The sequence below is a fragment of the Thalassospira sp. MIT121401 genome, assembly GCF_047125595.1.
Taxonomy (GTDB): domain Bacteria; phylum Pseudomonadota; class Alphaproteobacteria; order Rhodospirillales; family Thalassospiraceae; genus Thalassospira; species Thalassospira povalilytica.
Window position 1 is genome coordinate 2,751,601 of sequence record NZ_CP138926.1, and the last position, 25,787, is coordinate 2,777,387.

The following is a 25,787-nucleotide window of genomic DNA, read 5'->3' on the forward strand; positions in this document are numbered from 1 at the left end:
ATTTAAGGAAATTCCATGAACGGATCAAAATCGCTTTCCGGTATCACGGTGCTGGACCTTACCAATGTTCTGGCCGGGCCGTTTTGTTGTCATCAGCTTGCCCATCTTGGCGCGGACGTGATCAAGGTCGAAGCCCCGGGGCGCGGGGATCTTGCGCGGCAACTGGGTGCGGACATGGCCCTGAATGAAAAGCTTATGGGCGTCTCCTTCATGGCGCAAAATGCCGGGAAGAAGTCGATCACCCTTAATCTCAAGGATCCGCGCGGCAAAGAGATTCTTAAAAAACTGGTCGAACGCGCCGATGTGCTGGTCGAGAATTTTCGCCCGGGTGTCATGGACCGTCTCGGGCTTGGGTATGACATCCTGTCACAGGTGAACCCGAAGCTTGTCTATTGCGCGATTTCCGGGTTCGGGCAAACCGGCCCGATGAAAAAGCTTCCGGCCTATGATCAGATTGTTCAGGGTCTTTCGGGAATCATGACGATTACCGGCGAGGAGGGTAAGGGGACCTATCGCGTTGGCTATCCGGTGGCGGATACAATTGGCGGCATGACGGCTGCTTTTGCGATCAGCTCGGCGTTGGCCGGACGTGCGCTTGGCAACAAGGACGGCAAGGGCTGCTTTATTGATATCTCGATGCTGGAATCGGTCATCGCGACCATGGGCTGGGTGGTTTCAAACTATCTGGTTGCAGGCAAGGAACCGACTGCCAATGGCAATGACAATTTCACATCGTCGCCATCGGGAACGTTCCGCACCGCAGACGGCCAAATCAATATTGCCGCAAACAAACAGGAACAGTTCGAGGCATTATGCGGTGTCCTTGGGCTGGACGAGCTGATTGGTGACGACCGCTTTACGTCGCGCAAGGAACGGCTCGAAAACAGGGATGCCTTGACCGGTATCCTTGAAAATGTGCTGAGGACGGGTGTCACGGATCATTGGGTTGAATGTTTTAACGCGGTTGGGGTGCCGGCCGGTGCGGTTCTGACCGTTCCACAGGTGCTAGCGCTGCCACAAATTGCCGATCGGGGAATGTTGGCGTCCTTTGACAATGTCCCGGGAGCCGGGCGCGATATCCGCATTCTCAAGACCGGGATCAAGATGGACGGGGATGCGCCGTCGGTTGATATGCCGCCCCCGGAACTTGGTCAGGACAATACCGATATTCTGACCGGGCTTGGTCTGTCAGCGGACGAAATTTCAACATTGGCCAATGAGGGCGTATTATGAGCGAGAAGACAGCAACCGAAATCGAACAGGAAGTTCGCGACTGGTGGCATACCGGTATCATCGATATGGAGCCCGGAAAAATCCATTATGGTGGCTATGCAATCGAAGAACTTATCGGAAATGTCAGTTTCCCGACGATGATCTGGCTGATGACGCGCGGCGAACTGCCGACTGCTGGTCAGGCGCGATTACTCGAAGCAGCCCTGGTTTCCGCCGTTGATCATGGCCCGCAAGCGCCAAGCATTGCCATTGCCCGAATGGCTGCGACATGCGGGGTCGGGCTTAACAATGCCATGGCAAGTGCCGTGAATGTTCTGGGCGATGTTCATGGCGGTGCGGGCGAGCAGGCCGCAAGCCTTTATCATGATATCGCAAACCGCATGGATCGCGGTGTGGTGTTTGAGGAAGCGGTGTCTGACGGACTGGATCATCAGATTACAGAACACGGCAAACATGTTCCGGGTTTCGGTCACCGGTTCCATCCGGTTGATCCGCGGGCGCCCCGGTTGCTTGAACTGGTCAAGGTCGCCGCTGAGGACGGGCATGTTTCGGGCCGGTTTGGACGGATCGCCAGCGGTATCGAGGATGAATTGCTCAAACGCAAAGGCAAACGCATTCCGATGAATATCGATGGTGCCACAGCGGTGATCTATGCCGAACTCGGCTTTGCACCGGAACTGGCGCGCGGTTTGTTTTGTCTGTCCCGTTCTGTCGGTATCCTTGCCCATGCCTGGGAGCAGACCAGCCAGGGAGGCCGCAACAAGGGCCCAATCCCGCGTCGCATGATCTGGACCTATACGGGGCCTGAACGCCGACCGGTTCCCGAAGGTGCAAAAACGCAAGGCAACAAGGCCTGATGACGGAATGAATGCCGGGCAGGGTGCCTTAGCGACGGTTTAGCAAGGAATCCTGCCAACGGCGAATAAAGCGTTGGCGCTTGGCCTGATCAAGATAGACCAGAAGACCCGGACCAACCGGAAAGGAACGTACCCGTTCGCCGTAACGGTCAAAAATCAGCGACGAGAACGGGCTTTGTGGAACATCGGCGCGGACCGGGTTGAAATTGCCCTCGCTTTGCAGAACGCTTTGGCCCTTGATCGATAACATGAAGTCGAGGAAACGGGCACCAAGGTCGGGGTTCTCTGCGTCGCGCGGAATGATTGCAATCCGCGAATACACGACAATAAAGTCATCGGGCAGGATAACGCCAAGGTTCGGGTTGCGATGGCTGAATGTCTCTGCATAGGAGCCAAGAAGATTGTACCCAAGCACCACCTGCCCGTCGGCGATCTTTTCGAGCATTGGTGACGTGTTGGAATAAAGCTTCACCTTCGACTGGCCAAGTGTGCGCACGAAATCCCAGATACCCGGAAAGAAGCGTTCATCGCGGGCCAGAAACAGAAAACCAACCCCGCTTCGTTCAATGTCATAGGTGGTAACCTTTTCACTGAACAGATCATCATGTTTGGTCAGGAGTTCGATGAAGGCATCGCGGGTTCTGGGCGGTTCAAGATTGTGTTCGCGAAAAAATGCCCGGTTATAGGCTATGACGGCGGGTTCTTGCGTTACGGCAAAGGCTTCGTTGCGCCAGCGCGCCCAATGTGGCAAGGCGCGCGTCTGGCTGCTTTGATGTGAAATGGCATAGCCGTCATTGGCCAGTTTCATCTGCAAGTCCATGGACGAACTGATGATCAGGTCGGCATTTGGTTCGTCATTGGCACGCTGCGCCAGCGTCATGTCATACATTTCAAGGGTTTGAAGTTGATGATATTCAACGCCGACATAGGGGTTTTCTTGCTGAAATGCTTCGATGACCGGGGAAAACGCGCCAATATCGGCAGAACCGTAAATAACCGCGGACGGGGTATCGGGTGATAAAAGTGACTGTTCCGGGTCGGAAATCTGGGATGTTCGCAGCGGGGCAAAGGTAAAGACTTCTGCCAATGCAGAAGATGCTTGCATCGCAACCACGATGGCACATAAACGAATAATGGTACGGCCTAGGGTCATTTCGGATACTCTATGTCACGGTCGGCCAGAGACGACTGGCTGGATACGGGCAAAGCGTTTCAACATAAACGGCCATATCAAAGCCAATACCAAGAACGGCAAAGCATAACAACGCCGTAGAACGGTTTATCAGGGAAGAGTAACACAAACAATGAGAGTCCTTGTCGTCGAAGATCACGCCGCACTGGCTGACGGGATTGCACGGTCTTTAAGGCAATCGGGTTATGCGGTTGATATCATTGCCGATGGCGAGGAAGCCGACGATATCCTGCGGACGCAGGAATACGGACTTGTGGTGCTTGATCTCAACCTTCCGAAGCTTGACGGGCTTGAAATCCTGCGGCGGTTGCGTCATCGGGGGGCTGAAAGTGCTGTTTTGATCCTGACGGCACGTGGCGATATCGAAGACCGGGTGAAGGGACTTGATCTTGGCGCCGACGATTATCTGGCCAAACCGTTTGAGCTTGTCGAGCTTGAAGCACGGGTGAGGGCGCTGATGCGCCGCCATGCGGGTACGCACAACACCCAGATCAAATGCGGCCAACTGACGTTCGATACGGTTGCCCGCCGCGTCATGATTGACGGCAATGACGTCGATATTCCACGTCGCGAGCTCAATATCCTTGAAATCTTGCTGTTGCGGGTCGGTCATGTTCTGAGCAAGGAACAGATTGCAGACCAGTTGGCCGGATTTGAAGACGATATCAGTGCAAATGCGGTCGAACTTTATATCAGCCGGTTGCGCAAACGTGTCGAAACAGCCGACGTCAAAATCCAGACGGTTCGCGGGCTTGGATATTTGTTGAAAAAGACATGAAATGGCGTAACGGATCTCTTAGACGCAGGCTTGTCATCTGGTTGCTGATACCGCTTTTGGTAATCAGTTCATTGATGCTGCTTGAAGTGCGCAGCAACGCTGTAAGATCGACAAACCAGGCATTTGACAGGGCACTTTTAAGTTCTGCATTGGCCATTGCAGATCGCGTGGTCATGATCGGCGGGAAGATCGAGGTTGATGTTCCCTATGTCGCGCTCGAGATGCTGACCAGTGCGGCCGAAGACCGGGTATTTTATCAGGTAAGTACCGGGCAGGGCGAATTCATCACCGGATACGAAGACTTGCCGCCGGTGCCGGAGCGTTTGCTGCCGCTGCGCGAAGAACCGGTATTTTATGATGCGGTCTATAATGGCGAACCGGTGCGCATTGGTGCATTGTCGCGGTATGTTGCAAGTGTTCGAAAAGCAACGCGTTTTCAGGTTCTTGTGGCGGAAACCATGGGTACCAGAACCAGTTTGAGCGAGGATATTCTGGCCAGTGCTGCTGCACGTCAGATTGTGTTGATCATGCTTGCCGCAATCATTGTCTGGTTCGGGATCGGTCAGGGTCTTAAGCCGCTAACACGGCTTGAAGAAGCCTTGAATCGTCGCTCGCCAACCGATTTGCGACCCATCTTGCATGATGTTCCGACCGAAGTGCGGCATCTTGTCGGGGCGATCAATCAGCTGTTCGGACGCCTTGAAAACAGTCTCAAGACCATGCAGCGCTTTACAGCGGATGCAGCCCACCAGCTGCGGACTCCTTTGGCGGCACTGCGAACCCAGGCAGAGCTTGGTCAGCGGGAAGATGATCCGGAAAAAATGCGCCAGATCATGGAAACCATCGCGTCTTCAACCCGGCAAACCTCGCATCTGGCCAATCAGTTATTGGCGTCTGCACGTGCAGCACCCGAAGGCCTGGCCGGACGTCCGTTTGAAAAAATTGATCTCTGTGCCATCACACGTGCGGTAACCAGTGCAAAGGTCCCAGCAGCGATCGAAAACGGCATTGATCTTGGCTATGAAGGCCTGACAGAGCCGGCACTGATTATGGGTGACGCAACCCTGATTGAAGAACTTCTTAAAAACCTGGTGCATAACGCGCTGATCTATTGCCCGGATGGCAGTGCGGTGACGGTGCGTCTTGAAAATGATCGAAAACCGGGGTTCGTGCTGCTAAGCGTCGAGGACAATGGCCCGGGCATTCCGATTGAACATCACAAGGATGTTTTCAAACGGTTCTACCGGATGAGTGAATCTGGTCAGGAAGAGGGTTGCGGCCTTGGTCTGTCGATCGTCAAAGAAATTGCGGCACGTCACGACACCAAAGTGAAATTGACCCAGCCCGAACGCAACAGCGGGTGTGTGTTCAGCATTTCATTCAAACGCAGTTCATAGCAGCAGGTGCATCTGTGCGCAGGTAACAAACTGAATGTATTTTATGAGATAATATAGCGCAGTGAGTTGAAGGTATTATCTATTTTTCCGTAAGCGACATTCATAATTATTTGTCATAATATATATTATAGAACTTAGTGATGCGGAGAATGTACGGTGTACGTCCCGTGGAATTCTTATTCCCCATCGACACTGAAATGCACCTCTTACAGGCTTCTGAGCCGCGATGATCAGTTCACCTCGATGACAAGCCCATCATAAGCCGGTTCAACATGGTTCGGTGTGTCGGCCATCGCCTGCGCGTAATCGAACTGAATACCCATATGGGTCATGTAGACCTTTTTGGGTTTGAATTCTTCAACCCAGCCCAGCAGCTTTTCAAGATGCGCATGCGTGTTGTGTGGTCGGTGGCGCAGACAATCGACGACCCACACATCAAGATCATAAAGATGCTGTTTGGATTGCTCGGGGAAATTCACGACATCCGTCGAATAGGCAAATTTCCCGATCTTGAAGCCAAGTGTTTCGCCATAGCCGTGATCTTGCGAGAAAACGGTTATCGGGACCCCTGCTGCGACCAACGGTCCTGTGATGACGTGCGGTATCAGCACCGGTTTGAAATAGAACTCAACCCCGTTAGGCAGCGGCGTAAAGACATAATTGAAGCGATGGTCGATATCAGAGATCGTCTCGGCCGAGGCATAGATATCTATCGGCTGGTTCATCGCCACATTTAGCCAGCGAACATCATCAATCCCGTGCACGTGATCTGCATGCGAATGCGTGAACAGAATGGCATCAAGATGGTCAATGTTATGGCGGATCGCCTGTTCACGGAAATCCGGGGTGACATCGACAAGGATCTTTTTCCCGCCTTCTTCGATCAGGATCGAACTGCGCAAACGGCGGTTTTTCGGATTATTCGGGTCGCACTTTCCCCATCCAAGGCCAACGGATGGCACGCCATTTGATGATCCGCAGCCAAGAATGGTTATTTTGGTCACTGTGCCGCTTCTCCTGGCAGAAGAAGATTTTTGCGATCGGCCTTGGTAAAGAGCGTAAAGAAGTTGTCCGTGGTGATCCGGGTGATTTCTTCGAGGCTTACACCCTTGATTTCGGCGAGCTTTGCCGCTGTGTGGGCGACATAGCTTGGCTCGTTCGGTTTGCCGCGTTTGGGCACTGGTGCCAGATACGGCGCGTCTGTTTCCACAAGCAACCGGTCCAAGGGCACATCTTCAAGAGCCGCGCGGATTTCTTTGGCGGAATTAAAGGTAATAATGCCCGAGCAAGAGATATAAAACCCGATTTTCAAAGCCCGCTGCGCCAGTGTTGCCGAACTTGAAAAGCAATGGATCACCCCGGTAAAGGGCCCCTTTTCATATTCTTCTTCGAGAATATCCATCGTGTCATCATCCGCATCACGGGTGTGAACGATCAAAGGCAAACCGGTTTCACGGCATGCGGCAATGTGGGCGCGAAAGCTTTGTTGCTGGTCTTCGCGCGGTGCATTGTCGTAAAAATAGTCAAGGCCACTTTCGCCGATGCCAATAATTTTGGGATCGGATGCCTTGGCCAGCAACGGTTCGGGGCTTGAAAGCCCCTCCTCGCCGGCTTCGTGCGGATGCACGCCAATCGTGCAATAGATATGATCGGATTTTTCGGCAATGGCGCGAACCTGATCAAAGGTTGTCAGTTTCACGCCGATGCTGACCATCATGCCAACGCCGGCATTTTTCGCCCGCGCGATGGTGCCCGAAAAATCTTCGGAAAACTGCGGATAATCCAGATGGCAGTGGCTGTCGACCAGGGCGACATTCATGCCTTCTCTCCTTCGTCTTCTTCTACATAGCGCGGGAATACGCCAGCCGGTTTCGGGATTTCCGTTCCCGGCACAAGGGCATGATCAGGGCCAAGATTCTCGAACCCGCGCTGATCATCGGCCAGCACCAGCAAATCGAGAATTTTAGATGCGGAATCCGGCATGATCGGCTGAACCAGAATGCCAACATGGCGAATGACTTCGGCCAGAACATAAAGAACCGTTTCCATCCGTGCCGGATCGGTCTTTTTCAGGCCCCAGGGCGCCATTTCATCGACATAGCGGTTGGCATCGCCCACAAGGCTCCAGATTGCTTCAAGGCCCTTGTTGAACGCCTGTTCATCAAACAGCGGCCGAACGGTGTCCAGCATCCCGTGTGCTTTGCCCAGGATTTCATTATCCGCATCGGTGAGCGCGCCCGGTGTCGGGATCGCGGCGTTGCAGTTTTTGTGGATCATCGACAGAACGCGCTGGCACATATTGCCAAGATCGTTTGCCAATTCACTGTTCATGCGATTGACCATGGCACGATGGGCAAAGTCACCATCATTGCCGAACGGAACTTCGCGCATCAGGAAATAGCGGGTCTGATCCAGACCGTATTTTTCGGTCAGGTCATAGGGATCAATGACATTGCCGATCGATTTGGAAATCTTCTGGCCTTCGTTGGTCCACCAGCCATGGGCAAAGACGCGCTTGGGCGGCGTGATACCGGCGGCAAGCAGGAACGCCGGCCAGTAAACGGCATGGAAGCGCAGAATATCCTTGCCAACCATGTGAAGGTCCGCCGGCCAGTATTTTTCAAGTTTGGCCGGGTCTGCATCGGGATAACCGATCGCCGTCAGATAGTTGGTCAGCGCGTCAAGCCACACATACATGACATGGTCTTCGTCACCCGGAACCGGCACGCCCCATTTGAAGCTGGTGCGCGATACCGAAAGGTCGTGCATGCCGCCTTTGACAAAGCTGATGACTTCGTTGCGGCGTGACTGCGGCGCGATGAAATCCGGGTTCTGTTCATAGAACTCAAGCAGACGATCCCCCCATGCCGACAGCTTGAAGAAATAGCTTGGTTCAGACACCCATTCGACCGGGGCCCCGGTCGGTGCCAGTTTCTCGCCATCCTTGGTGATCAGTTCTTTTTCAGCATAAAACGCCTCGTCGCGAACCGAATACCAGCCATCATAGGAGCCAAGATAAATCTCGCCCTTTTCAAGCAACGTATTCCAAAGCGCCTGACAGGCCTTTTTGTGACGTTCTTCGGTCGTCCGAATGAAATCATCATTCGAATAGTTCATATGCACGGCCAGATCGCGGAAGTTCTGCGATACCTGGTCGGTAAAGGTTTGCGGGTCAATACCCTTGGCCGCGGCCGACTTGTCGACTTTCTGACCATGTTCGTCCGTGCCCGTCAGGAACATCACGTCATACCCGTCCAGGCGCTTGAAGCGTGCCAGAACGTCACAGGCAAGCGTCGTATAGGCATGGCCAATATGGGGCTTGTCATTGACGTAATAGATCGGGGTCGTGATGTAATAGGGCTGTTTGTGCCCGGTCATGGTCGCAAATCCTTCGCGCAAGTCGTGAAACAAAACGGCCCGAAATGGGCCGTGATGGTCAAAATTTCGGTTACTGGGCAGTGATGTCAGGTTCGCATGGTTTCTTCAAGCATGAAGAAGGCATTCAGCAAGGCTTGCTTGCGATCAAGATGCAAACCGCGGGTCGCGCCCATCAATTCGTTGATCTTTTCCCATACCTCCAGCCATTGATCAAGCGGTTGCGCAGCGGCCATGCGTTGCATGGCTGGCAATTCGCCCTCGACCACTTCGCGTGGCGGCTGTCCGGTTGCGGCAAACCGGATCATTCGGGCCAGCCACCAATGCAGAAGTTCGGTCACGGTGGCAAAGGCCGCGTCCTTGTCTGCCGGGGAAAAGCGTTCGGCAAATTTGTGCTGGGCCGCAACATCGGCATTTGGCAAAGATGCGATCAGATTGACCATCTCGGTATATAGCTCAAGCCCGCCGACTTCATGCAGTTGAAGGGCGCGGCCAATGCTGCCTTCGGCCAGACCCGACAGCGCATCACGATCGCCAAGATCCATTTCAGGACAATAGCGTCCCAAAAGATCGACAACCTGATGGTCTTCAAGCGCGCCAAGGTTCAATCGACGGCAACGTGAACGGATGGTTGGCAGCAAGCGGCCCGGATGATGGGCAATAAGGATCATCATCGCATTTGCCGGCGGTTCTTCGAGAACCTTCAGAATGGCGTTGGCCGCGTTACGGTTCAGCTCGTCAGCCGCATCGACGATCACGATCCGCCAGCCACCCTCGGCCGAGGTTTTGGACATGAAATTGCCAACAGTGCGCACATTGGCGACGGTAATTTCGCCCTGAAGCCGTTTTTTCTTATCGTCATACTGGCGCTCGATGACCTTAAGGTCACCATGTCCGCCACCCGCAATCCGTCGGGCGACCGGATCTTCGGGATCAACGTAAAGTCCATCCGGCTGATCACCAAACAGACCTGCCCCAGCGGTCCCGCCACCAGACAGGATAAAGCGCGCCATGCGATAGGCCAGCGTTGCCTTGCCGACGCCACGCGGACCACACAATAGCCACGCGTGATGCATCCGTTTGCTGTTCCATGCATCAAGAATTGTTTTCTCGGCCTCTTCGTGGCCAAGAAGCGCCTCATTACGGCGTGGTTCAAACGGATTGTTGTCTTCTTGAAGATCGTCGTTACGGGCCATCCGGATTTAAGCCCCCTGCCCGACAATACGGTTCTTGACCGTTTCAATAACACGTGCGGTCACGTCATCAATATCGCCCTGGGCATCAACAACGCAGCAACGTTCCGGTTCTGCGGCCGCGATTTTCCGAAAACCGTCACGCAGACGCTGGTGAAATTCCAGCCCCATCCGTTCAAACCGGTCTTCGGCGGCGCTGACATTGGCAAAACGTGCACCAGCGCGTTCCAGTCCTATTTCGATTGGAAGATCAAAAATCAGGGTGATACCGGGTTTGAAACCATCGATGGCAAGTTGCCAAAGATTTCTGATGTAATCTGCCCCAAGCCCGTGGCCATATCCTTGATAGGCAACGGATGAGTCGGCAAAGCGGTCGCAAAGCACAACCTTGCCTTCGGCAAGGGCCGGACGGATCGTGCGTTCGACATGGTCCCGGCGCGATGCAAACATCAAAAGCGCTTCGGTGACCGCATCCCAGCGCCCCGGATCGCCCGTCAGCAGAAGCGTTCGGATTTCCTCTGCGCCGGGCGAACCGCCAGGTTCGCGGGTGACAACGACATCACGGCCCTGATTGCGGAACCATTTCTCAAGGCATCTGATCTGTGTCGATTTTCCGCTGCCTTCCCCGCCTTCAAAGCTGATGAACAAGCCGGGCTTCACATTCACCCGTTTGCCCCCCACAGAAGATATTTGATGGCGGCACCGATACGGCCGACAAAGCCGAGGCGCCCGACATCATGGGCCGCATAAAGCGGGAATTCTTTGGCTTCCTGATCAGGAACTTCCACCTTCAGGGTCGCAATCTGATCGCCTTTGGCAATCGGGGCCGGAACCGGACCGTCATAGACGACAGACACTTTCATATCGCGGCTGGCGCTACGCGGGAGTGTCAGGAGAATGTCCTGATCTGCGACCAGATCAACCTTTGTTTCGGCGCCAAGCCAGACATTGGCGGAACTGACCGTTTCATCCTTGGAAAACAGGTCGTAATTGTCGAATTCGCGGAAACCCCAATCGAGAAGTTTCTGTGATTCCGTACGGCGTTCCCGGACCGAGTTCAGGCCATTGACAACAATGATCAAGCGACGGCCATCACGTTCGGCCGATGCGGTAAGGCCATAACCGGCAGACTCGGTATGCCCGGTTTTAAGGCCGTCGACACCTGCGCTGGTCCCCAAAAGCGGGTTGCGGTTGGGCTGACGGATGCCGTTATAGGTGAATTCCTTGACGGAATAGAGTTCATAAAGATCTGGGAAATTGCGAATGGTATCGCGGGCCAGGATCGCAAGATCATGTACAGTGACAAGATGCCCTTCGGCAGGCCAACCGGTGGCATTCTTGAACACCGATTTGGTCATGCCGATATTGCGCGCTTCCTGGGTCATTTCCTCGGCAAAGGCTTCTTCGGTGCCGGCCAGGCCTTCGGCTACCACAATCGCAGCATCATTGCCGGACTGAACGATAATTCCGTGCAGAAGGTCGGAAACTGAAACGTCGGAATTGACCTCGACGAACATTTTGGATCCGCCCTTGCGCCATGCCTTTTCACTGACATGGAAGGTGTCATCCATCGATACGCTGCCGTCCTTGATGTGCTTGAACAGCATATGGACAGTCATCATCTTGGTCATGGATGCCGGTTCGGTCAGCGTGTCCCCTTCCTTGTTCAGAAGGACAGCACCGGTATCGAAATCCATAATGTAGGCTTCACGGGCGCTGGTCTCGATCGCCTGTGCACTGGTCATCGACATTGCCATGACGGACCCCAATATTGCGGCCCCGGCCACTACCCGGTTCAGACTGTTTTTGAACGGAATTGGCGGCATCAAAGTCATAGCGTCCTAACCCTGTATAATAAAATCTGTTCCCGCCGGTCTTTCGGCGTGTTCATTCTGTTGCTTATGTCGCAAATCCGGCAAAATTGTGCAACAGCAAGCCGGTATGCTCATAAAACAAAAGACTTCATCAGAAAACCGTGCGCATGACAGCAATCAAAGCGGTAGCACAGCGGATTTCTGCAATCAACATCCCGACTTGGCAGCCCCACCGTCAGCGCATTCAACGACCACTTTGGCGCCGTTCTGGCCGGTAGCAATCACCCGTTCGAGTAAAATGTCAGCTTCGGGCACCGTGTTTAACGGTCCAAGACGTACCCGGTAAAAGGTCGTGCCTTTGACTTCAATCGGTTCAATCTTGCTTGGTGCAAGATCATAAAGACGGTTCCGAAGGTTCAAGGCATTGTCATAAACTGAAAATGCACCGGCCTGAACGTAGATTGACGAATTGGCAACAGGCGCAACATTGACAACTGCGGCCTCTTCAACAGTTCCTTCCAGCGGGGACGACGATACGCTTGGTTCGGACGATGGCGGCGTCAGTTTGATCCGGGACGTTGTCGGCTGTCCGCTGTCGGTAATCGGACCATCATCAAGACGTACGGTTTCGACAACATCACGCGGTGCGGCCGATACGGTGTTCTGTTCGGCAACGGTGACCGCCGGTGCTGCTTTGCCCTGCGCGATTGCGGCGATCTGTCGGCTTTCGCTTTCGATCACTTCAACCATCACCTTGGCCGTGCCCTTTTTCTCGAAACCGAGTAACTGGGCCGCGCGGCGCGACATATCAATGATGCGGCCATGTGCAAACGGCCCGCGGTCATTGATGCGAACCTTAAGCGATTTGCCGTTTTCAAGGTTGGTTACACGAACAATACTAGGCAGTGGCAAGGTACGGTGGGCAGCCGATATTTCGTACTGATCAAACACTTCGCCATTGGCTGTCCGTTTGCCGTGGAATTTGGGGCCGTACCAGGATGCGATACCGGTTTCGCTATATTCGTAATCAACGGCCGGGTAATACCACTGACCGGCAATTTCATAGGGATTGCCGATCTTGTAGCTTCCGACCTGAACCGGTTGTGTTTGTCCGCCACCCAGACGTTTGACACCGTGAACGGCCAACTGGGTTTCGGCACAACCTGCCAGTAACATACCAAGTGCAACCACGGACAGTCCGAGGCGGCTTTTTGTCCGCAGGCGTGCGAATGCACTTTTTCTTGGTGATGGCATCAAGGTGTCCCCGCTTAAAGATGCTCTGTATCTGTCGGTGACGGGACTTGCCCGTCACCTGGACATTCAATGGTTACTGCCCCGCAATCGCGTCTGCCAACGTTCCGACAGCAATCGCGAAATAGGTCGAACGGTTCCAATGCATGATGGTGTGGAAATTGTTATAAACCATATATGCCGGACCTTCACCGTCATTTACGGTAACAATTGATGCATCCATGCCGGCCTTTGGCAGATCCGCACCATTAGGCATGCGTACACCGGCTTTCTGCCATTCGGCGATTGGTTTGCGAATGTCGCGGCCAACCAGTGACTTGTCGAAATCTTTCGGGATGCTGACCTTGCGGCCCCAACGCTCGTCGCCCTTCCAGCCTACGGTCGAAAGATAGTTTGCAGCCGACGCAAAGACATCTTCCTTTGCCCCCCACAGATCAATCTTGCCATCCCCATTTCCATCACGTGCATAGTTCAGGAATGTGGAAGGCATGAATTGCGCCTGCCCCATTGCACCGGCCCAGGATCCTGACATGTTTTCAGGTGCAATATGCCCGGCATCGATAATGGTCAGGGCATTCATCAATTCCTTGCGGAAATATTCCGCCCGACGGCCTTCAAAGGCCAGGGTCGCAAGTGAATCAACCACGGAATACCCGCCGGTATGGCGGCCAAATCCGGTCTCAATTCCCCAAAAAGCCGTAAGATACTGACCCGGGACACCATATTTCTTTGCCGCAGCATCAATCACGGCGCGGTTTTCGGCGTATTTCCGGCGTCCTTCATCAATACGGGACTGCGGCACCACACGCTGGATATATTGTTCAAACGTCAGTTTGAATTCCGGCTGGCTGCGATCATATTCGATGACTTTGGGGATCGGTTTGGTATTGGCAAAGGCGACGTCGAGTGTCGGCTGTGAAATGCCTTTGGCTGCTGCTTCTTTTTTGAAGTCAACAAGCCATTCATCAAACCCCTCTGTGGTAAATTCTGGAAGTTTTTCATCGGTCTGTGCGAAGGCAGGTGAATGCGCAGCCAAAACAGTCAACACCGAGGCGGCAGTCAGCAATTTCCAGAATTTCATCAAAAGGCCTCATCCAGGATTTTAGTTGTCAGGGGCGACCGGCATCGGGCCGGGGAACCACTCATTCGTTCGCCCGGTCAGGTAATAAGCGGTCAAACCTACCCATTCACGCAAACCACGGCTTAGAGATTTGATACCGCCTGAGACGTTAAGACTTGCTAAATGGATGTCGTCTGAGGTCAATCTGCCGACCGGATAGGGAATTACAGTCCATCCAACCTGTCGAAAAACACCAACCGCGCGCGGCATATGATCGGCCGAAGTGATTAAAAGCCAAGGTTTTTGTGCCAGTTCCGGCCAGTTGCCGTACACAACCTTGTGGGAGTTTAGCGCATTCTCATATGTGTTGCGTGCTTCGGTCTCGAAATGCATGTTCGGCGTCAGAAGCTTCGAATCGTAAAGCCAGTCACGAAGAACATTGGCCTCGCTGAAACCCCGATCGTTGAAAACACCATCGCCCCCGGTGAATATTACGGGTTTATCGGGGTATTTGTTTGCAACGCGCAACATCGTAAAGACCCGGTCCGGGGCACTGAGAAACTGCACGTCGCCACGCTGAAGGAAGCCGTTTGCATCGATGCTGCCTGACAGTGTGATGACGCCTGCAAATTCGGTTTTGTCCAGATCAGGCTTTTCGAACCGTGTTTCGAGCGTCCGGGACAAAAACGCACCGAGCGGAAATACCGTAATCAACAGTGATAAAACGGTCACGACAACCAGGCCGGCAAGAGCAAAGCGCCGCGTTCGGCGCAGGAAAATCAATGCGGTCAGCGCCAACAAGACAACCCCATGGACCAGCCCGATATTGACGATATAGCCCACTGTTTTAGACAGAAAATAGAACACGTGAATTCAATCCGACTGGTTGTTCGCCCTGTGGTTGCTGGTACCTTACTGAAAACAAATTATTTCGTCAGCATTCGATGCAATATCGGATTGACCTATTGACAGGGCAGCGCACCCAATTTATTGAAAGCGCCCAGAGCGAGATGCTCCGACCATTTTTGCGGAGAGGTGGCAGAGTGGTTGAATGCAACGGTCTTGAAAACCGTCGTGCCTTTACGGGTACCGTGGGTTCGAATCCCACCCTCTCCGCCATTTCCCAAGTCCTTGATTACATTGTAAATTGCCGCTGATTATTGCGAATTGTGAACCAAAACTGGTTTCAGATTTGGCATTCAGCATGGCCTGTGCATGTCTGCACGGGCGGTCGCGGACATTGTTTTATCCGCCCGGCATGGGTTTGCTTTCAGGGCAAATTGCCATGATGACGGCATGGCAGGAATCCCATACGGTGTGATGCATTTAGGTTGTCGTGATCAGTAACTTAATTCTAGGCCGAGTATGCGGCTCAGTAATATGGCGACAAGCCCGACTGCGATCAATGCAACCAGGAAAATAGCGACCATCTTGGCCCCAGAGCGTATCAGGGCGCGGGTCTCGCCCTTTTCTCCCTGGTCGTAATGCCATTTGATGGAAAAGAACATGGCGGTGCATAACGCGACAATCTTGAATGTGCCGAAGATTATTGGGACCCAATCCATTTTATTCACTCATATCTGCATCAGCTGTGTGCGTTATGGCCGTGTTTTCATCAAACGCACACTTCCTATTCTGCAACACAGACATGTATCAGCGGGTGGGAATTGCACCAGCCCATAAGGCGGGTACATTGCGGATACGGACGCCTGCGATTGCCGCGGCAACTTATATCCAAATACGCGCCGGGAAATGACAATTGTCGATTTCGCCGGGATTTCGGGGTTTTAAGCCATGGGATGCTGACTGCGCGGATATTGTTTATCTTGACGTGGTCGTCACTGTTCTGCGAACTGTAGCCTCCATTCGCAAGATTTTGAAACCGTCCTAATGAAAGTCCGCCAATGAGCGCGTTACCGCCCTGCCCCAAATGCCAATCGCCCTATGCCTATGAGGATGGCGAGCTCCTGATTTGTCCGGAATGTGCACATGAATGGTCTGCATCAGCCGATACTTCATCCGAGACAACTGTCAGGGATGCCAACGGAACGCCGCTTTCGGATGGTGATACGGTAAGTGTTATCAAGGATCTGAAAGTCAAAGGGTCATCGGCCGTTGTCAAGGTTGGTACCAAGGTCAAAGGCATTCGCCTGGTCGACGGTGATCACGATATTGATTGCAAAATCCCCGGGATTGGTCAGATGGGACTGAAATCCGAATTTGTGAAAAAAGTATCGGACTGATTTCACAAGGCCTGCATCTCAGACAAGAAAAAGCGCACCGTTTCCGGTGCGCTTTTGTCATTTCGATATGGTTCAGGGCGGTTCTTAGTCCGCACTTCCGGTACGGAAAGTTGCACCGGCTTTTGGTTTGATCACGCGCTGAACAAACCAGATCACCGCAGCCATCCCGACACCGATAAGATCGGTGACAAGACCGCCGGAAATCATGAACAACGCTGCAATGATCAGGGCAATACGCAAGAACCAGACCGCGTTGCGGCCAAGGAACCAGCCCTGAACACCGGCAGACAGCAGGAATACACCGACAACGGCCGTAACCAGCGCCTGCCCGATCTGAAGGTATGTGCCCTCCATCAGGATCGCAGCGTTATAGAAGAACATGAACGGCACGATAAAGGCGGCGATGCCGATCTTGAATGACGCAACCGATGTTTCCATCGGATTGGCCCCTGAAATCCCGGCCGCGGCATAGGATGCCAACGCAACTGGCGGCGTGATTGCCGAAACCACAGCAAAGTAGAACACGAAGAAATGAGCGGTAAGTGGTTCAATTCCAAGCTCAATCAGGCCAGGCGCAACAACGGATGCCGCCACGGCGTAGGCAGCGGTTGTTGGCATGCCCATGCCAAGAAGAATGGCAATCAGCATGGCAAATACCAGTGCCAGAAGCTGGGATGCTTCTGCCAGACCAAGCAACAGGTTTGAGAACCGCGCACCAACACCGGTCAAGGCGATGACGCCAACAATGATCCCGGCACAGGCACAAACAGCAATGATCTGAATTGACATGCCACCGGCCAGCTCAAAGGCCTTGGCAACGGCGCGAACACCGACCCGGTTTGGTGTCAGCCAACTGACCACGACGGCGGCAAGCGTCGCCAGCGTACCGGCACGAATAACCGAATATCCAAGGAACAGTGCAATGATCAATATGATGATCGGCAGGAACAGGTAGACCTGTTTGACCATCGTGTTGAAGCGCGGCAGTTCTTCTTCCTTCATGCCGCGCATGCCGAGTTTTGCGGCTTCGAAATCGACCATGAAATAGATCGACACAAAATAAAGGATGGCAGGAATAACCGCGGCAATCGCAATATCGGTATATGGAATACCGGTAATCTCGGCCATGATGAAGGCGCCCGCCCCCATGATGGGTGGCATGATCTGGCCACCAGTCGATGCTGCGGCCTCAATCGCACCAGCGGTTTTCTTGTGATAGCCGACCTTTTTCATCAGCGGGATGGTCAAGGAACCGGTTGCCACAACGTTACCGGCCGATGTGCCATTGATCATGCCCATCAAACCGGATGCAAAAATCGCGACCTTGGCCGGGCCCCCCCGCGCCCGTCCGGCAACCGAAAAGGCAAAGTTCACAAAATAGTCGCCAACTTTGGATGCCTGAAGAAAGGCTGCGAAAATGATGAACAGGATGATGTAGGTCGATGAAACGGCCGTCGTCGGTCCGAGAATACCGGCATCGGTATAGACCTGGCTAAAGAAGCGCTGCCAGGTGATGGCCGGTGATTGCAGGAAGCCCGGCAGGAATTCACCGACAAAGACGTACACGAGGAAGATCGTTGCGATGATCACAAGCGCAAGCCCGGCGACACGACGGGTCAATTCCATAATCAGCAGCGTCCCGGAAATCGCAGCAATCGAAATTCCGATTGGCGCAAACGGCGTTCCGGTCGAGTTGCGCATCAAGGTGCCATAAATCGTAATCAGATAGATGGCGACTGCAAGCCCGCATACCGTAAGGACAAAGTCCGGCGGCGAATAACGGTTTCTGGTGGTTTTGTGGAACCAGGACAAAACGATACCGCCGACTGTCGCAGCCATAAGCGGCGCGCCAAAGACCCACGTTTCATTGAACTTGATGCGCGCATCAATGCCGTTCCACATCACCCCATTGTTGATTTCAAAGGCGAAACTGATTGCGGTTCCCACGGCAACAAAGGCCGGAACCAGCAGAATATAGGACAGATAACCCAAAAGCGGCGTCTGGCCGGTCGGGGCATCCGCAAATTTGTTGGCCGAATACCAAAGGAAACCAAGTGCCAGCGCACCGGCAACGTGAACAATTCGGAAGTTCCAGGTTTCGAGCGGAAAATCAGGCAGAAACGCAAGATTAACCAAACCACCGGTCATGCCCGACAGCGACACGCCATTAAGTGCCAGCATGTGAAACGCGGCATAAATCGCAGCAGCAATCGTAATGAAAGTAAGGCCGCGCCCTTCAAAAAGGCGTCGGTTTTGTTCAACCGGTTCCTCGTCAACGCCATCGGCGATGAGATGGTCGTCATCAGGTTTGTTGGGTTCGGTCATAAGGTTTCCCCGCACTCTTTGGTCATTTGTTTTTGGCAAGCTTCTTTACGGCGATTGAGCAAAGGCGGGTCACCATTGCGATGACCCGCCTTGCGATATCAGATCGGGCTGACTTAGTGGATCATGTCAGCCGGGATGGATGCGCCATGTTCATTGAACCATTTGGCGGCACCCGGGTGCCATTTCATGACTTTGTTCTTGTTCCAGTTTTCCGGAACCGTCGAACGGGCCGCACGGTGGATCGAAACCATGCGGGCATTGTCCGACATCACAACGTCGGTTGCGGCATAGACGAAGCTTTCAGGAAGATCGCAGTTGGCAATCGCAAAGTTCCACATCGAAACCGAACGTGCCGGTGCGGTCAAAGTGGTGTAGGTGTCAGCTGCGATGTCGAACTCGGATACCGGGAAGGCATCCATGATCTGTTTCTGTTCTGCTTCGGTGAACTCGATGATGTTCACTTTGGTCTGGACTTCCAGCTGGCTGACAGCCGGAACCGGGACGCCGGCGGCGAATGCGATAACGTCAAGCAGGCCATCCTGAAGCTGACCACCAAGATCAGACCAGCCGCCGTTACGGCGTTCGAATTTCACGCCGAGTTCTTCAAGCATCCGCGGGAAATAGGTGTCGGATGTCGACCCGGCCGGGCCGAAACCGATTTTCGCACCTTCCGGAATGTCGGCAACCGATGCGATGCCCGACGATGCCAATGCGGTGATCGAGAACGGCGTCTGATACATCGGGAACATTGCGCAAGCGTTGGTCATCTGGACGCCCGGTGCAATCGGGTTGGTCCCGGCCAGCGATTCTGCAGCCGGTCCCATCGTGGTCATGCCAAATGCGGCTTCACCAGTATGGACCAGGGCCATGTTCTGCATCGGACCACCGGTGACTTCACCACCACCGGAAATGCCGAGTTCTTCAGCGACAAGGTTTGCCCAACCCGAACCATAGGCAAAGTATGTTCCGCCCTGAGAAGCGGTGCCAACGGTAAAGCTATCAGGCCAACCGGTGCGATCCTGCGCGACAGCAGCAGTGCTCCCAAACGCAAACGCGACCGCCATCCCTGCAATTAATGCGCGTTTCATCTATTTCCTCCGTTTATCGGTACTTATGTGACGTTGCCCCCAAGACAGTTCCACATATGGGGAAACCAAAGGTTGAAGGCAATGTGATCTATAATCAATAACTAAAACAAGGCACTTGGAAAGTGATGTTGGTCTCAGAACTTATGCGACTTTCGTTGAATGGTTCTATTGCGTGCATTTGACGCCACTAAAACACGTTATTCTGATTTAAATTTAAAGACCGCGCTACAAACGCTTGTAATGGCATGAAGACGTTACAACGTCTCTAGAAACCATGGTGTCTCGGAGGGCGGCGCAGTGTCATTGAATATCGGCAGTAGAATCTTGCTTGCAGCGGCGATGATTGTTGTTGCGACGTTTGTTGCCTTTATCCTGTATTTTGATTACCAGCAGCGAACGTCGATCCAGAGCGCGTTGCAGTCAAAATTGACCGAAAGCGGATCGCTTGCGACGGCGGGGATTGCCAACTGGCTTGATGGCCGTCGTCTTCTGGTCGAAAGCCTTGCCAACAACATCGCTCGGGACAGCTCGCCTGAAGCCGTACGCGAAGTGGCCAGCGGCCAGGCGCTTGCTGAGTCGTTTATTTATGCCTATTTCGGCAGCGCCGATGGCGTAATGACAATGAACCCGCCAGACGAGCTGCCGCCCGATTACGATCCGCGCAAACGCCCATGGTATGGTGATGCGGTGGCAATCGGTGACAGTACCCTTACCGAACCCTACACCGATGCCTCAACCGGGCAGCTTATTGTTACGGCAACAACCCCGGTATTTGACGGTTCGAAACTGCTTGGCGTGGTGGGTGGTGATATCAACATCTCCATTCTTGGCGAACTGGTTCGCAGTATTGATTTGGGCGGGATCGGATACGGGTTCCTTGTCAATGATCAGGGCACCGTCCTGATCCACCCCAATGCAGATTTCACGCTTAAACCGATTGCCGAAGTTTTCCCGGAAAACACCCCGACCGTCGAAGAAGGCATGCAAAGCGTTCTTGAAGGAAGTGGTCCGCAATTGTTTACCTTCTTCAAGGTTGACGGGTTGCCTTCTGTGAACTGGTATCTTGGCTTTGCCCTTGATCGGGATGCGGCATATGCATCACTGACCGAGTTTCGCTATACCGCCATAATCACCGCGATCATTGCCGTACTGGCGATCATGGGGCTGATGGGTGTTCTGGTACGCACCTGGGTTTCGCGTCCGGTGCTAAGCATGACATCCGCCATGACCCGCCTGGCCAAGGGGGAAAAGGATGTCGATGTACCCGGAACGGAGCTGAAAGATGAAATCGGGGCGATGGCGGCCGCGGTCCTTGTGTTTAAAAACAATGCGGCCGAGGTCGAACGCCTCGCACATGAAAACGAACAGGCCACACAGCGGGCTGCGCTGGAACGCAAACGTGCACTCGATCAGATGGCCGACAATTTCGAAAAAAGTGTGCTTTCGATCGTTGAAACGGTTGCCGATGCGGCTGAACGAACCCAATCGGTAGCAACCCAGCTTTCAGCCAATGCCGAAGAATCCACCAGCCGTGCTGCCGCGGTTTCAAATGCAGCAAATATCACGACCGAAAACGTTCAGGCCGTTGCCTCTGCGACAGAGGAACTGTCAGCAGCCATTCGTGAAATCGGCGCGCAGGTGACCCAATCGATTGATGTTGCAACCGAGGCCGTGAATGGTATCAACAATACCACGGCAACCGTCACAGAACTGGCAGAGGCCGCCGAACGCATCGGTCAGGTTGTCGGGCTTATTCAGGACATTGCTGGACAAACCAACCTTCTTGCTCTGAACGCAACAATCGAAGCCGCACGTGCTCGTGACGCGGGTAAAGGCTTTGCCGTGGTCGCCGGCGAGGTCAAGTCACTGGCCAATCAGACAGACAAGGCAACGGGCGACATTCAAACCCAGATTGACGGCATTCAGGGATCGACTAACCGCTCGGTGACAGAAATCGGGTCAATTTCCACGACGATTGAAAGGATCAACGAGTTCTGCAATGCCATTGCAGCCGCTGTTGAGCAACAAGGTGCAGCAACCCGTGAAATCGCCGACAGTGTCCAGCGGGCGGCATCGGGTACACAGGAAGTTTCGCAAAACGTTTCAGCGGTATCGGATGCATCCAATATGGTCAGCACAGAGGCCAACTCCCTTCTGACATCATCGCGCGAGATGCGTGAGCTGGCCCAGCGGCTTCGCGAGGAGGTCCTTGGCTTCCTGAAATCTGTTCGGGAAAACAAATAGGATCCGGACAGAAGTCCCCTGCCCGTGCATCAAATTGACGCCATCGTTCCTGATCGAGAACGGTGGCGTTTTTTGTGTGATCCGGTTGCCGTTCCTTGGGATTTTGTCGGGATACATCCCAAGAGTCTGGTGCAGGTGGACAAATGGTAAAATCGAACGTGGTGTTTTGTTGCGTGAAATGCGGGTGCAGCGCACGATGTTTGCGGGTGTTTGTCCAATTGGAATGGCTAAGCGTTTGAAATATTGCCTTTATTCATAAAACTGCAAAAAATCAGTGGAAATACGCAGCGCCGATAGGCAATTATTGTCGCGATGAGAGGCGCATTTATGGCGTGTCTTGTGGGGGAGCATCGTTTCGATGATGCTAAGACGAACAAAATTCAGACTCTCAACAGGGAAACTTTTCACTCGCTATGAGCAAAAACATACCCGCCCTGCAGGTCGAAGGGATGATCAAAAGCTTTGGGGATCACGAAGTCCTCAAGGGAATTGACCTGACGGCGCATACTGGGGACGTGATTTCGATTATCGGTTCCTCTGGCTCGGGCAAAAGTACGTTCCTGCGGTGCATCAATCTGCTTGAAACCCCGAATGCGGGTAAAGTCCATGTCCATGGCGAACTTATTCGCATGAAGACATTGAAGGACGGTTCGCAGGAAGCCGCGGACAAAAAACAACTTCAGCGCATCCGTACCAAACTGGCAATGGTGTTTCAGAGCTTCAATCTCTGGAGCCATTTGACCATTCTTGAAAATGTTATCGAAGCACCGGTGCATGTTTTGGGTGTGCCGAAAAAGGAAGCGATTGAGCGCGCAGACGCGCTGCTTCAGAAAGTCGGCATGTATGAGCGGCGTGACTATTACCCGGGGCATGTTTCAGGTGGTCAGCAACAGCGTGCGGCGATTGCCCGCGCCCTTGCGATCGAACCTGAAGTCCTGCTGTTTGATGAACCGACTTCCGCACTTGATCCCGAACTGGTCGGGGAAGTGCTTAAGGTAATGACAGATTTGGCCGAAGAAGGCCGCACGATGCTGGTGGTGACCCATGAAATGGGCTTCGCTAAAGGGGTATCCAGCCACGTGATGTATTTGCATCAGGGCCGGGTTGAAGAATTCGGAAACCCGACTGATGTGTTCGAGAACCCCAAATCAGAACGTATGAAGCAATTCCTTCAACGCGATTTCTGATATGGGCAGGCTGCCTCTGTTGGGGGCGGTCGCGTGAATGGGTGCAAGAGGTTGTGCGCCATTCCAATTTACAAGGGAGAATTTGAATGAAAAACTGGATCAAGGTTGCTTCGGCTGCCGCTATTGGTATTGCACTGAGCGCATCTGCAGCAAATGCGGCGTGGGAAAAGGTTGTGATTGCAACCGAAGGTGCCTACCCCCCGTTCAACATGGTTGACGAGAACGGCAAACTCATCGGTTTTGACGTTGATTTCGCCAACAAGCTTTGCGAAACCGCAAAAATCGAATGCGAAATCGTTGCCCAGGACTGGGATGGCATGATCCCGGGTCTTCTGGCGAAAAAATATGACGCGATCATTGCTCAGATGTCGATCACCGAAGAGCGCAAACGCTCTATCGACTTCTCCGATTATTACAGCAACACTCCGGCTGTCTTCGTTGGTAAAGACGGCATGAGCATCGAAGCGTACAAAGATGGTGAAGTCGTCGACGACGCACTTGACGGTCTTGTCGTTGGCGTACAGCGTTCGACGACCCACGCAAACTTCCTGGAAGACAACTTCCCGTCTGTCGAAATTCGTATGTACGGCACCCAGGACGAAGCACTTCTTGACCTGACTGCCGGTCGTGTTGATGCCACCCTGGCTGACTCCGGTACGCTTGAAGACTGGCTGAAATCCGACGAAGGCAAAGGCTACGGCTTTGTTTCCAACCAGTTCGCACCGAGCGAATGGTTCGGCGATGGCGCTGGTATCGGTATCCGCAAGGAAGACCAGGATCTCAAAGAGATCTTCAACAAGGCACTGGCTGAAATGCTTGAAAACGGCTCCTATGCCGAGCTGAACAAAAAGTATTTCCCGACGATCAATCTGCACCCGAATTGATCTGTTGATTTTTCCGGGGCGGCATCACTGTGCCGCCCCGCCCTTATTGTTGTCTGGTGTTTCTTTTTAGGGGATTGAAACGCCTGCGACATCAAGGAAAGCTGGAGACACCATGCTCGATTTATACGGCCGCGGCTGGCAGATGCTTGAAGGGGGACTGGTTACAGTTCAGCTTTGCCTTACCGTTTTGCCATTCATGATCATTATTGGTCTGCTGGGCGCATCGGCGAAACTTTCACGCTATCGCTCGTTGCGCATTATCGGGGAAAGCTACACCGTTCTTATTCGCGGTATCCCTGAACTTCTTGTTATTTTATTGATCTATTTTGGCGGCACGATTGCCGTTCAGAACATTGCCGAACTGATTTCCGGTGAAGAAACCCGTGTCGATATTCCGGCATTCTGGTCCGGTGTTGCCGCCCTTGCACTGGTACAGGGCGCATTCGCATCCGAAGTTTTCCGTGCTGCCATGCAATCCATCCCGATTGGCCAGATCGAGGCCGCCACGGCATGTGGCATGACACCACGGCAAATCTTTATGCGCATCAAGTTGCCACAGCTTTGGCGTTTTGCGCTTCCGGGGCTTAACAACCTGTTCCAGGTGCTGATCAAGGACACCGCCCTTATTTCGGTTGTTGGTGTCGAAGAAATCATGCGCAAGGCGGCCATCGGGGCTGGAACGGACAAGGCACCCTTTACATTCTATCTTGTGGCGATGCTGATGTTTCTTTCATTTACAACAGTTTCGCTTATTGCCTTCAACTATCTTGAAAAGCGGGCTGCCCGCGGTATCGCGAGGGCCTAAGATATGTTTGAAGATCTGATTTACGTTCTTGGCAAATATGATACCTGGCTTTGGCGTGGCTTTTTGCTGACGATTGAGCTGCTGGTAATCTCGGTTACCTTTGGAACGATTTTGGCCATTCCGCTTGCGGTGGCGCGCGTGTCCAAAAAAGTCTGGGTCCAGGCCGTTCCTTTTGCCTTCATCTATGTGTTTCGCGGTACACCCCTGATCGGGCAGCTGTTCATGATGTATTATGGCGTCGGACAGCTGATTTCGAACATTGACGGCATTCAGGATCATTGGAGCTGGGTCTATCTTCGCAATCCCTATTGGTACTGCCTGCTGACCTTTGTGCTCAATACGTCGGCCTATGTTGCAGAAATCATGCGCGGTGGCATTCAGAACGTCCCAAGTGGCGAACTCGAAGCTGCGCGTGCATGCGGAATGACACCCTGGACCACCTATCGGCGGATTATCTTCCCGCGGATGTGGCAAATGATCTGGCCGGCTTACACCAATGACGTGATCTTTACCCTTAAGGCGACGTCACTGGCATCAACCGTCACCATGATGGAGCTTACCGGTGCCGCGCGTAAAATCGTTGCGCGAACCGCCCTTCCCTATGAAGCGTTTATTTCGGCTGGCGTGATTTATCTGATCATTGTTTATACGCTGACCTTCGGCTTCAAGGGCATGGAGCGATACCTGCGCCGGAACGAACGCCGCAAAGAGAAGCATTCAGCAAATACCAAGGCACTACCTACCTGACCTTGACTGAATTTGAATACTCAAACGGCCCGGAAGCCGGTAACAATCATATGCCAGAACTTTGGTGATGATTTGTTTCCGTCCGGGCTGTTTTGCCCCACGCCACCATTTTTC

22 protein-coding genes and 1 tRNA gene are annotated in these 25,787 nt (G+C 53.4%); 11 read left to right on the forward strand and 12 right to left on the reverse strand.

Annotated elements, in window-relative coordinates; genetic code table 11:
- Nucleotides 1-15: 15 nt before the first annotated feature.
- Together SIB88_RS12670 and SIB88_RS12675 are read left to right on the forward strand one after the other, a co-directional pair.
- Nucleotides 16-1,233 (forward strand): CaiB/BaiF CoA transferase family protein, encoded by a 1,218-nt coding sequence (locus SIB88_RS12670; protein WP_412558194.1) that lies wholly within the window; start codon nucleotides 16-18, stop codon nucleotides 1,231-1,233.
- Nucleotides 1,230-2,090: a citryl-CoA lyase gene (locus SIB88_RS12675; protein ID WP_412558195.1), complete on the forward strand. Its 861-nt coding sequence runs from the start codon at nucleotides 1,230-1,232 to the stop codon at nucleotides 2,088-2,090. The genes SIB88_RS12670 and SIB88_RS12675 overlap by 4 nt, the downstream gene beginning before the upstream one ends.
- Before the next feature lie 28 nt (nucleotides 2,091-2,118).
- On the opposite strand, the gene SIB88_RS12680 is transcribed toward SIB88_RS12675, so the two are convergent.
- Nucleotides 2,119-3,243, reverse strand: a complete 1,125-nt coding sequence (locus SIB88_RS12680) for an ABC transporter substrate-binding protein (RefSeq protein ID WP_412558196.1) — start codon at nucleotides 3,241-3,243, stop codon at nucleotides 2,119-2,121.
- Nucleotides 3,244-3,394: 151 nt separating this feature from the next.
- Here SIB88_RS12680 and SIB88_RS12685 point away from each other — a divergent pair, with 151 nt between their 5' ends.
- Nucleotides 3,395-4,060 carry a response regulator transcription factor gene (locus SIB88_RS12685; RefSeq protein WP_068519056.1) on the forward strand — a complete coding sequence of 222 codons (666 nt, stop codon included), beginning with the start codon at nucleotides 3,395-3,397 and terminating at the stop codon, nucleotides 4,058-4,060.
- Nucleotides 4,057-5,457 (forward strand): sensor histidine kinase, encoded by a 1,401-nt coding sequence (locus SIB88_RS12690; RefSeq protein WP_412558197.1) that lies wholly within the window; start codon nucleotides 4,057-4,059, stop codon nucleotides 5,455-5,457. The genes SIB88_RS12685 and SIB88_RS12690 overlap by 4 nt, the downstream gene beginning before the upstream one ends.
- 230 nt (nucleotides 5,458-5,687) lie before the next feature.
- Here SIB88_RS12690 and SIB88_RS12695 read toward each other — a convergent pair whose 3' ends face one another.
- The 9 genes from SIB88_RS12695 to SIB88_RS12735 form a co-directional block, all read right to left on the reverse strand.
- Nucleotides 5,688-6,461, reverse strand: a complete 774-nt coding sequence (locus tag SIB88_RS12695; RefSeq protein ID WP_412558198.1) for an MBL fold metallo-hydrolase — start codon at nucleotides 6,459-6,461, stop codon at nucleotides 5,688-5,690.
- Complete coding sequence (locus SIB88_RS12700; protein ID WP_412558199.1) at nucleotides 6,458-7,276, reverse strand: TatD family hydrolase; 819 nt, start codon at nucleotides 7,274-7,276, stop codon at nucleotides 6,458-6,460. Before SIB88_RS12700 ends, SIB88_RS12695 begins: the two co-directional genes overlap by 4 nt.
- On the reverse strand, nucleotides 7,273-8,835 hold the full coding sequence (gene metG, locus SIB88_RS12705; RefSeq protein ID WP_068519211.1) for a methionine--tRNA ligase: 1,563 nt from the start codon (nucleotides 8,833-8,835) through the stop codon (nucleotides 7,273-7,275). The genes SIB88_RS12700 and metG overlap by 4 nt, the downstream gene beginning before the upstream one ends.
- A gap of 86 nt (nucleotides 8,836-8,921) precedes the next feature.
- Nucleotides 8,922-10,028, reverse strand: coding sequence for a DNA polymerase III subunit delta' (locus tag SIB88_RS12710; RefSeq protein WP_412558200.1), 1,107 nt, complete (start codon nucleotides 10,026-10,028; stop codon nucleotides 8,922-8,924).
- A gap of 6 nt (nucleotides 10,029-10,034) precedes the next feature.
- Entirely contained in the window at nucleotides 10,035-10,691 is a 657-nt protein-coding gene (tmk, locus tag SIB88_RS12715) for a dTMP kinase (protein WP_412558201.1), read from the reverse strand.
- The gene (locus SIB88_RS12720) at nucleotides 10,688-11,782 is read right to left on the reverse strand and encodes a D-alanyl-D-alanine carboxypeptidase family protein (protein ID WP_412558202.1); all 1,095 of its coding nucleotides are present in this window, start codon (nucleotides 11,780-11,782) and stop codon (nucleotides 10,688-10,690) included. Before SIB88_RS12720 ends, tmk begins: the two co-directional genes overlap by 4 nt.
- Nucleotides 11,783-12,046: 264 nt before the next feature.
- On the reverse strand, nucleotides 12,047-13,093 hold the full coding sequence (locus tag SIB88_RS12725; RefSeq protein WP_206927598.1) for a septal ring lytic transglycosylase RlpA family protein: 1,047 nt from the start codon (nucleotides 13,091-13,093) through the stop codon (nucleotides 12,047-12,049).
- A 73-nt stretch (nucleotides 13,094-13,166) separates the two neighbouring features.
- Nucleotides 13,167-14,171, reverse strand: a complete 1,005-nt coding sequence (locus tag SIB88_RS12730; RefSeq protein WP_412558203.1) for a lytic transglycosylase domain-containing protein — start codon at nucleotides 14,169-14,171, stop codon at nucleotides 13,167-13,169.
- A gap of 21 nt (nucleotides 14,172-14,192) precedes the next feature.
- Nucleotides 14,193-15,017, reverse strand: coding sequence for a YdcF family protein (locus SIB88_RS12735; RefSeq protein ID WP_412558204.1), 825 nt, complete (start codon nucleotides 15,015-15,017; stop codon nucleotides 14,193-14,195).
- A gap of 162 nt (nucleotides 15,018-15,179) precedes the next feature.
- Between SIB88_RS12735 and SIB88_RS12740 the strand changes: the two genes are divergently transcribed.
- A tRNA-Ser gene (locus tag SIB88_RS12740) sits at nucleotides 15,180-15,269 on the forward strand.
- Nucleotides 15,270-16,054: 785 nt separating this feature from the next.
- On the forward strand, nucleotides 16,055-16,393 hold the full coding sequence (locus tag SIB88_RS12745) for a zinc ribbon domain-containing protein YjdM (RefSeq protein WP_286886083.1): 339 nt from the start codon (nucleotides 16,055-16,057) through the stop codon (nucleotides 16,391-16,393).
- 84 nt (nucleotides 16,394-16,477) lie between these two features.
- Here the strand turns inward: SIB88_RS12745 and SIB88_RS12750 are convergent, their stop codons facing one another.
- Nucleotides 16,478-18,718 carry a TRAP transporter permease gene (locus SIB88_RS12750; protein WP_412558205.1) on the reverse strand — a complete coding sequence of 747 codons (2,241 nt, stop codon included), beginning with the start codon at nucleotides 18,716-18,718 and terminating at the stop codon, nucleotides 16,478-16,480.
- A gap of 113 nt (nucleotides 18,719-18,831) precedes the next feature.
- Complete coding sequence (locus SIB88_RS12755; protein WP_206927595.1) at nucleotides 18,832-19,806, reverse strand: TAXI family TRAP transporter solute-binding subunit; 975 nt, start codon at nucleotides 19,804-19,806, stop codon at nucleotides 18,832-18,834.
- Between the two features lie 297 nt (nucleotides 19,807-20,103).
- Here SIB88_RS12755 and SIB88_RS12760 point away from each other — a divergent pair, with 297 nt between their 5' ends.
- The 5 genes from SIB88_RS12760 (at nucleotide 20,104) to SIB88_RS12780 (ending at nucleotide 25,673) form a co-directional block, all read left to right on the forward strand.
- Nucleotides 20,104-22,050 carry a methyl-accepting chemotaxis protein gene (locus tag SIB88_RS12760; RefSeq protein WP_412558206.1) on the forward strand — a complete coding sequence of 649 codons (1,947 nt, stop codon included), beginning with the start codon at nucleotides 20,104-20,106 and terminating at the stop codon, nucleotides 22,048-22,050.
- A 425-nt stretch (nucleotides 22,051-22,475) separates the two neighbouring features.
- Nucleotides 22,476-23,237: an ABC transporter ATP-binding protein gene (locus SIB88_RS12765; RefSeq protein WP_206927795.1), complete on the forward strand. Its 762-nt coding sequence runs from the start codon at nucleotides 22,476-22,478 to the stop codon at nucleotides 23,235-23,237.
- Nucleotides 23,238-23,323: 86 nt separating this feature from the next.
- Entirely contained in the window at nucleotides 23,324-24,121 is a 798-nt protein-coding gene (locus tag SIB88_RS12770; protein WP_287465041.1) for a lysine/arginine/ornithine ABC transporter substrate-binding protein, read from the forward strand.
- 112 nt (nucleotides 24,122-24,233) lie between these two features.
- A complete protein-coding gene (locus tag SIB88_RS12775; RefSeq protein WP_287465043.1) occupies nucleotides 24,234-24,926 on the forward strand; it encodes an ABC transporter permease in 693 nt (230 codons plus the stop codon).
- A gap of 3 nt (nucleotides 24,927-24,929) precedes the next feature.
- On the forward strand, nucleotides 24,930-25,673 hold the full coding sequence (locus SIB88_RS12780) for an ABC transporter permease (RefSeq protein WP_412558207.1): 744 nt from the start codon (nucleotides 24,930-24,932) through the stop codon (nucleotides 25,671-25,673).
- The last annotated feature ends 114 nt before the right edge of the window (nucleotides 25,674-25,787 follow it).

Bases quoted from the DNA above. Each gene is read 5' to 3' on its own strand.
- SIB88_RS12670 (WP_412558194.1), top strand. From the start codon at position 16: ATGAACGGATCAAAATCGCTTTCCGGTATCACGGTGCTGGACCTTACC.
- SIB88_RS12675 (WP_412558195.1), top strand. From the start codon at position 1,230: ATGAGCGAGAAGACAGCAACCGAAATCGAACAGGAAGTTCGCGACTGG.
- SIB88_RS12680 (WP_412558196.1), bottom strand. From the start codon at position 3,243: ATGACCCTAGGCCGTACCATTATTCGTTTATGTGCCATCGTGGTTGCG.
- SIB88_RS12685 (WP_068519056.1), top strand. From the start codon at position 3,395: ATGAGAGTCCTTGTCGTCGAAGATCACGCCGCACTGGCTGACGGGATT.
- SIB88_RS12690 (WP_412558197.1), top strand. From the start codon at position 4,057: ATGAAATGGCGTAACGGATCTCTTAGACGCAGGCTTGTCATCTGGTTG.
- SIB88_RS12700 (WP_412558199.1), bottom strand. From the start codon at position 7,276: ATGAATGTCGCCCTGGTCGACAGCCACTGCCATCTGGATTATCCGCAG.
- metG (WP_068519211.1), bottom strand. From the start codon at position 8,835: ATGACCGGGCACAAACAGCCCTATTACATCACGACCCCGATCTATTAC.
- SIB88_RS12710 (WP_412558200.1), bottom strand. From the start codon at position 10,028: ATGGCCCGTAACGACGATCTTCAAGAAGACAACAATCCGTTTGAACCA.
- SIB88_RS12720 (WP_412558202.1), bottom strand. From the start codon at position 11,782: ATGGCAATGTCGATGACCAGTGCACAGGCGATCGAGACCAGCGCCCGT.
- SIB88_RS12725 (WP_206927598.1), bottom strand. From the start codon at position 13,093: ATGCCATCACCAAGAAAAAGTGCATTCGCACGCCTGCGGACAAAAAGC.
- SIB88_RS12730 (WP_412558203.1), bottom strand. From the start codon at position 14,171: ATGAAATTCTGGAAATTGCTGACTGCCGCCTCGGTGTTGACTGTTTTG.
- SIB88_RS12745 (WP_286886083.1), top strand. From the start codon at position 16,055: ATGAGCGCGTTACCGCCCTGCCCCAAATGCCAATCGCCCTATGCCTAT.
- SIB88_RS12750 (WP_412558205.1), bottom strand. From the start codon at position 18,718: ATGACCGAACCCAACAAACCTGATGACGACCATCTCATCGCCGATGGC.
- SIB88_RS12755 (WP_206927595.1), bottom strand. From the start codon at position 19,806: ATGAAACGCGCATTAATTGCAGGGATGGCGGTCGCGTTTGCGTTTGGG.
- SIB88_RS12770 (WP_287465041.1), top strand. From the start codon at position 23,324: ATGAAAAACTGGATCAAGGTTGCTTCGGCTGCCGCTATTGGTATTGCA.
- SIB88_RS12775 (WP_287465043.1), top strand. From the start codon at position 24,234: ATGCTCGATTTATACGGCCGCGGCTGGCAGATGCTTGAAGGGGGACTG.
- SIB88_RS12780 (WP_412558207.1), top strand. From the start codon at position 24,930: ATGTTTGAAGATCTGATTTACGTTCTTGGCAAATATGATACCTGGCTT.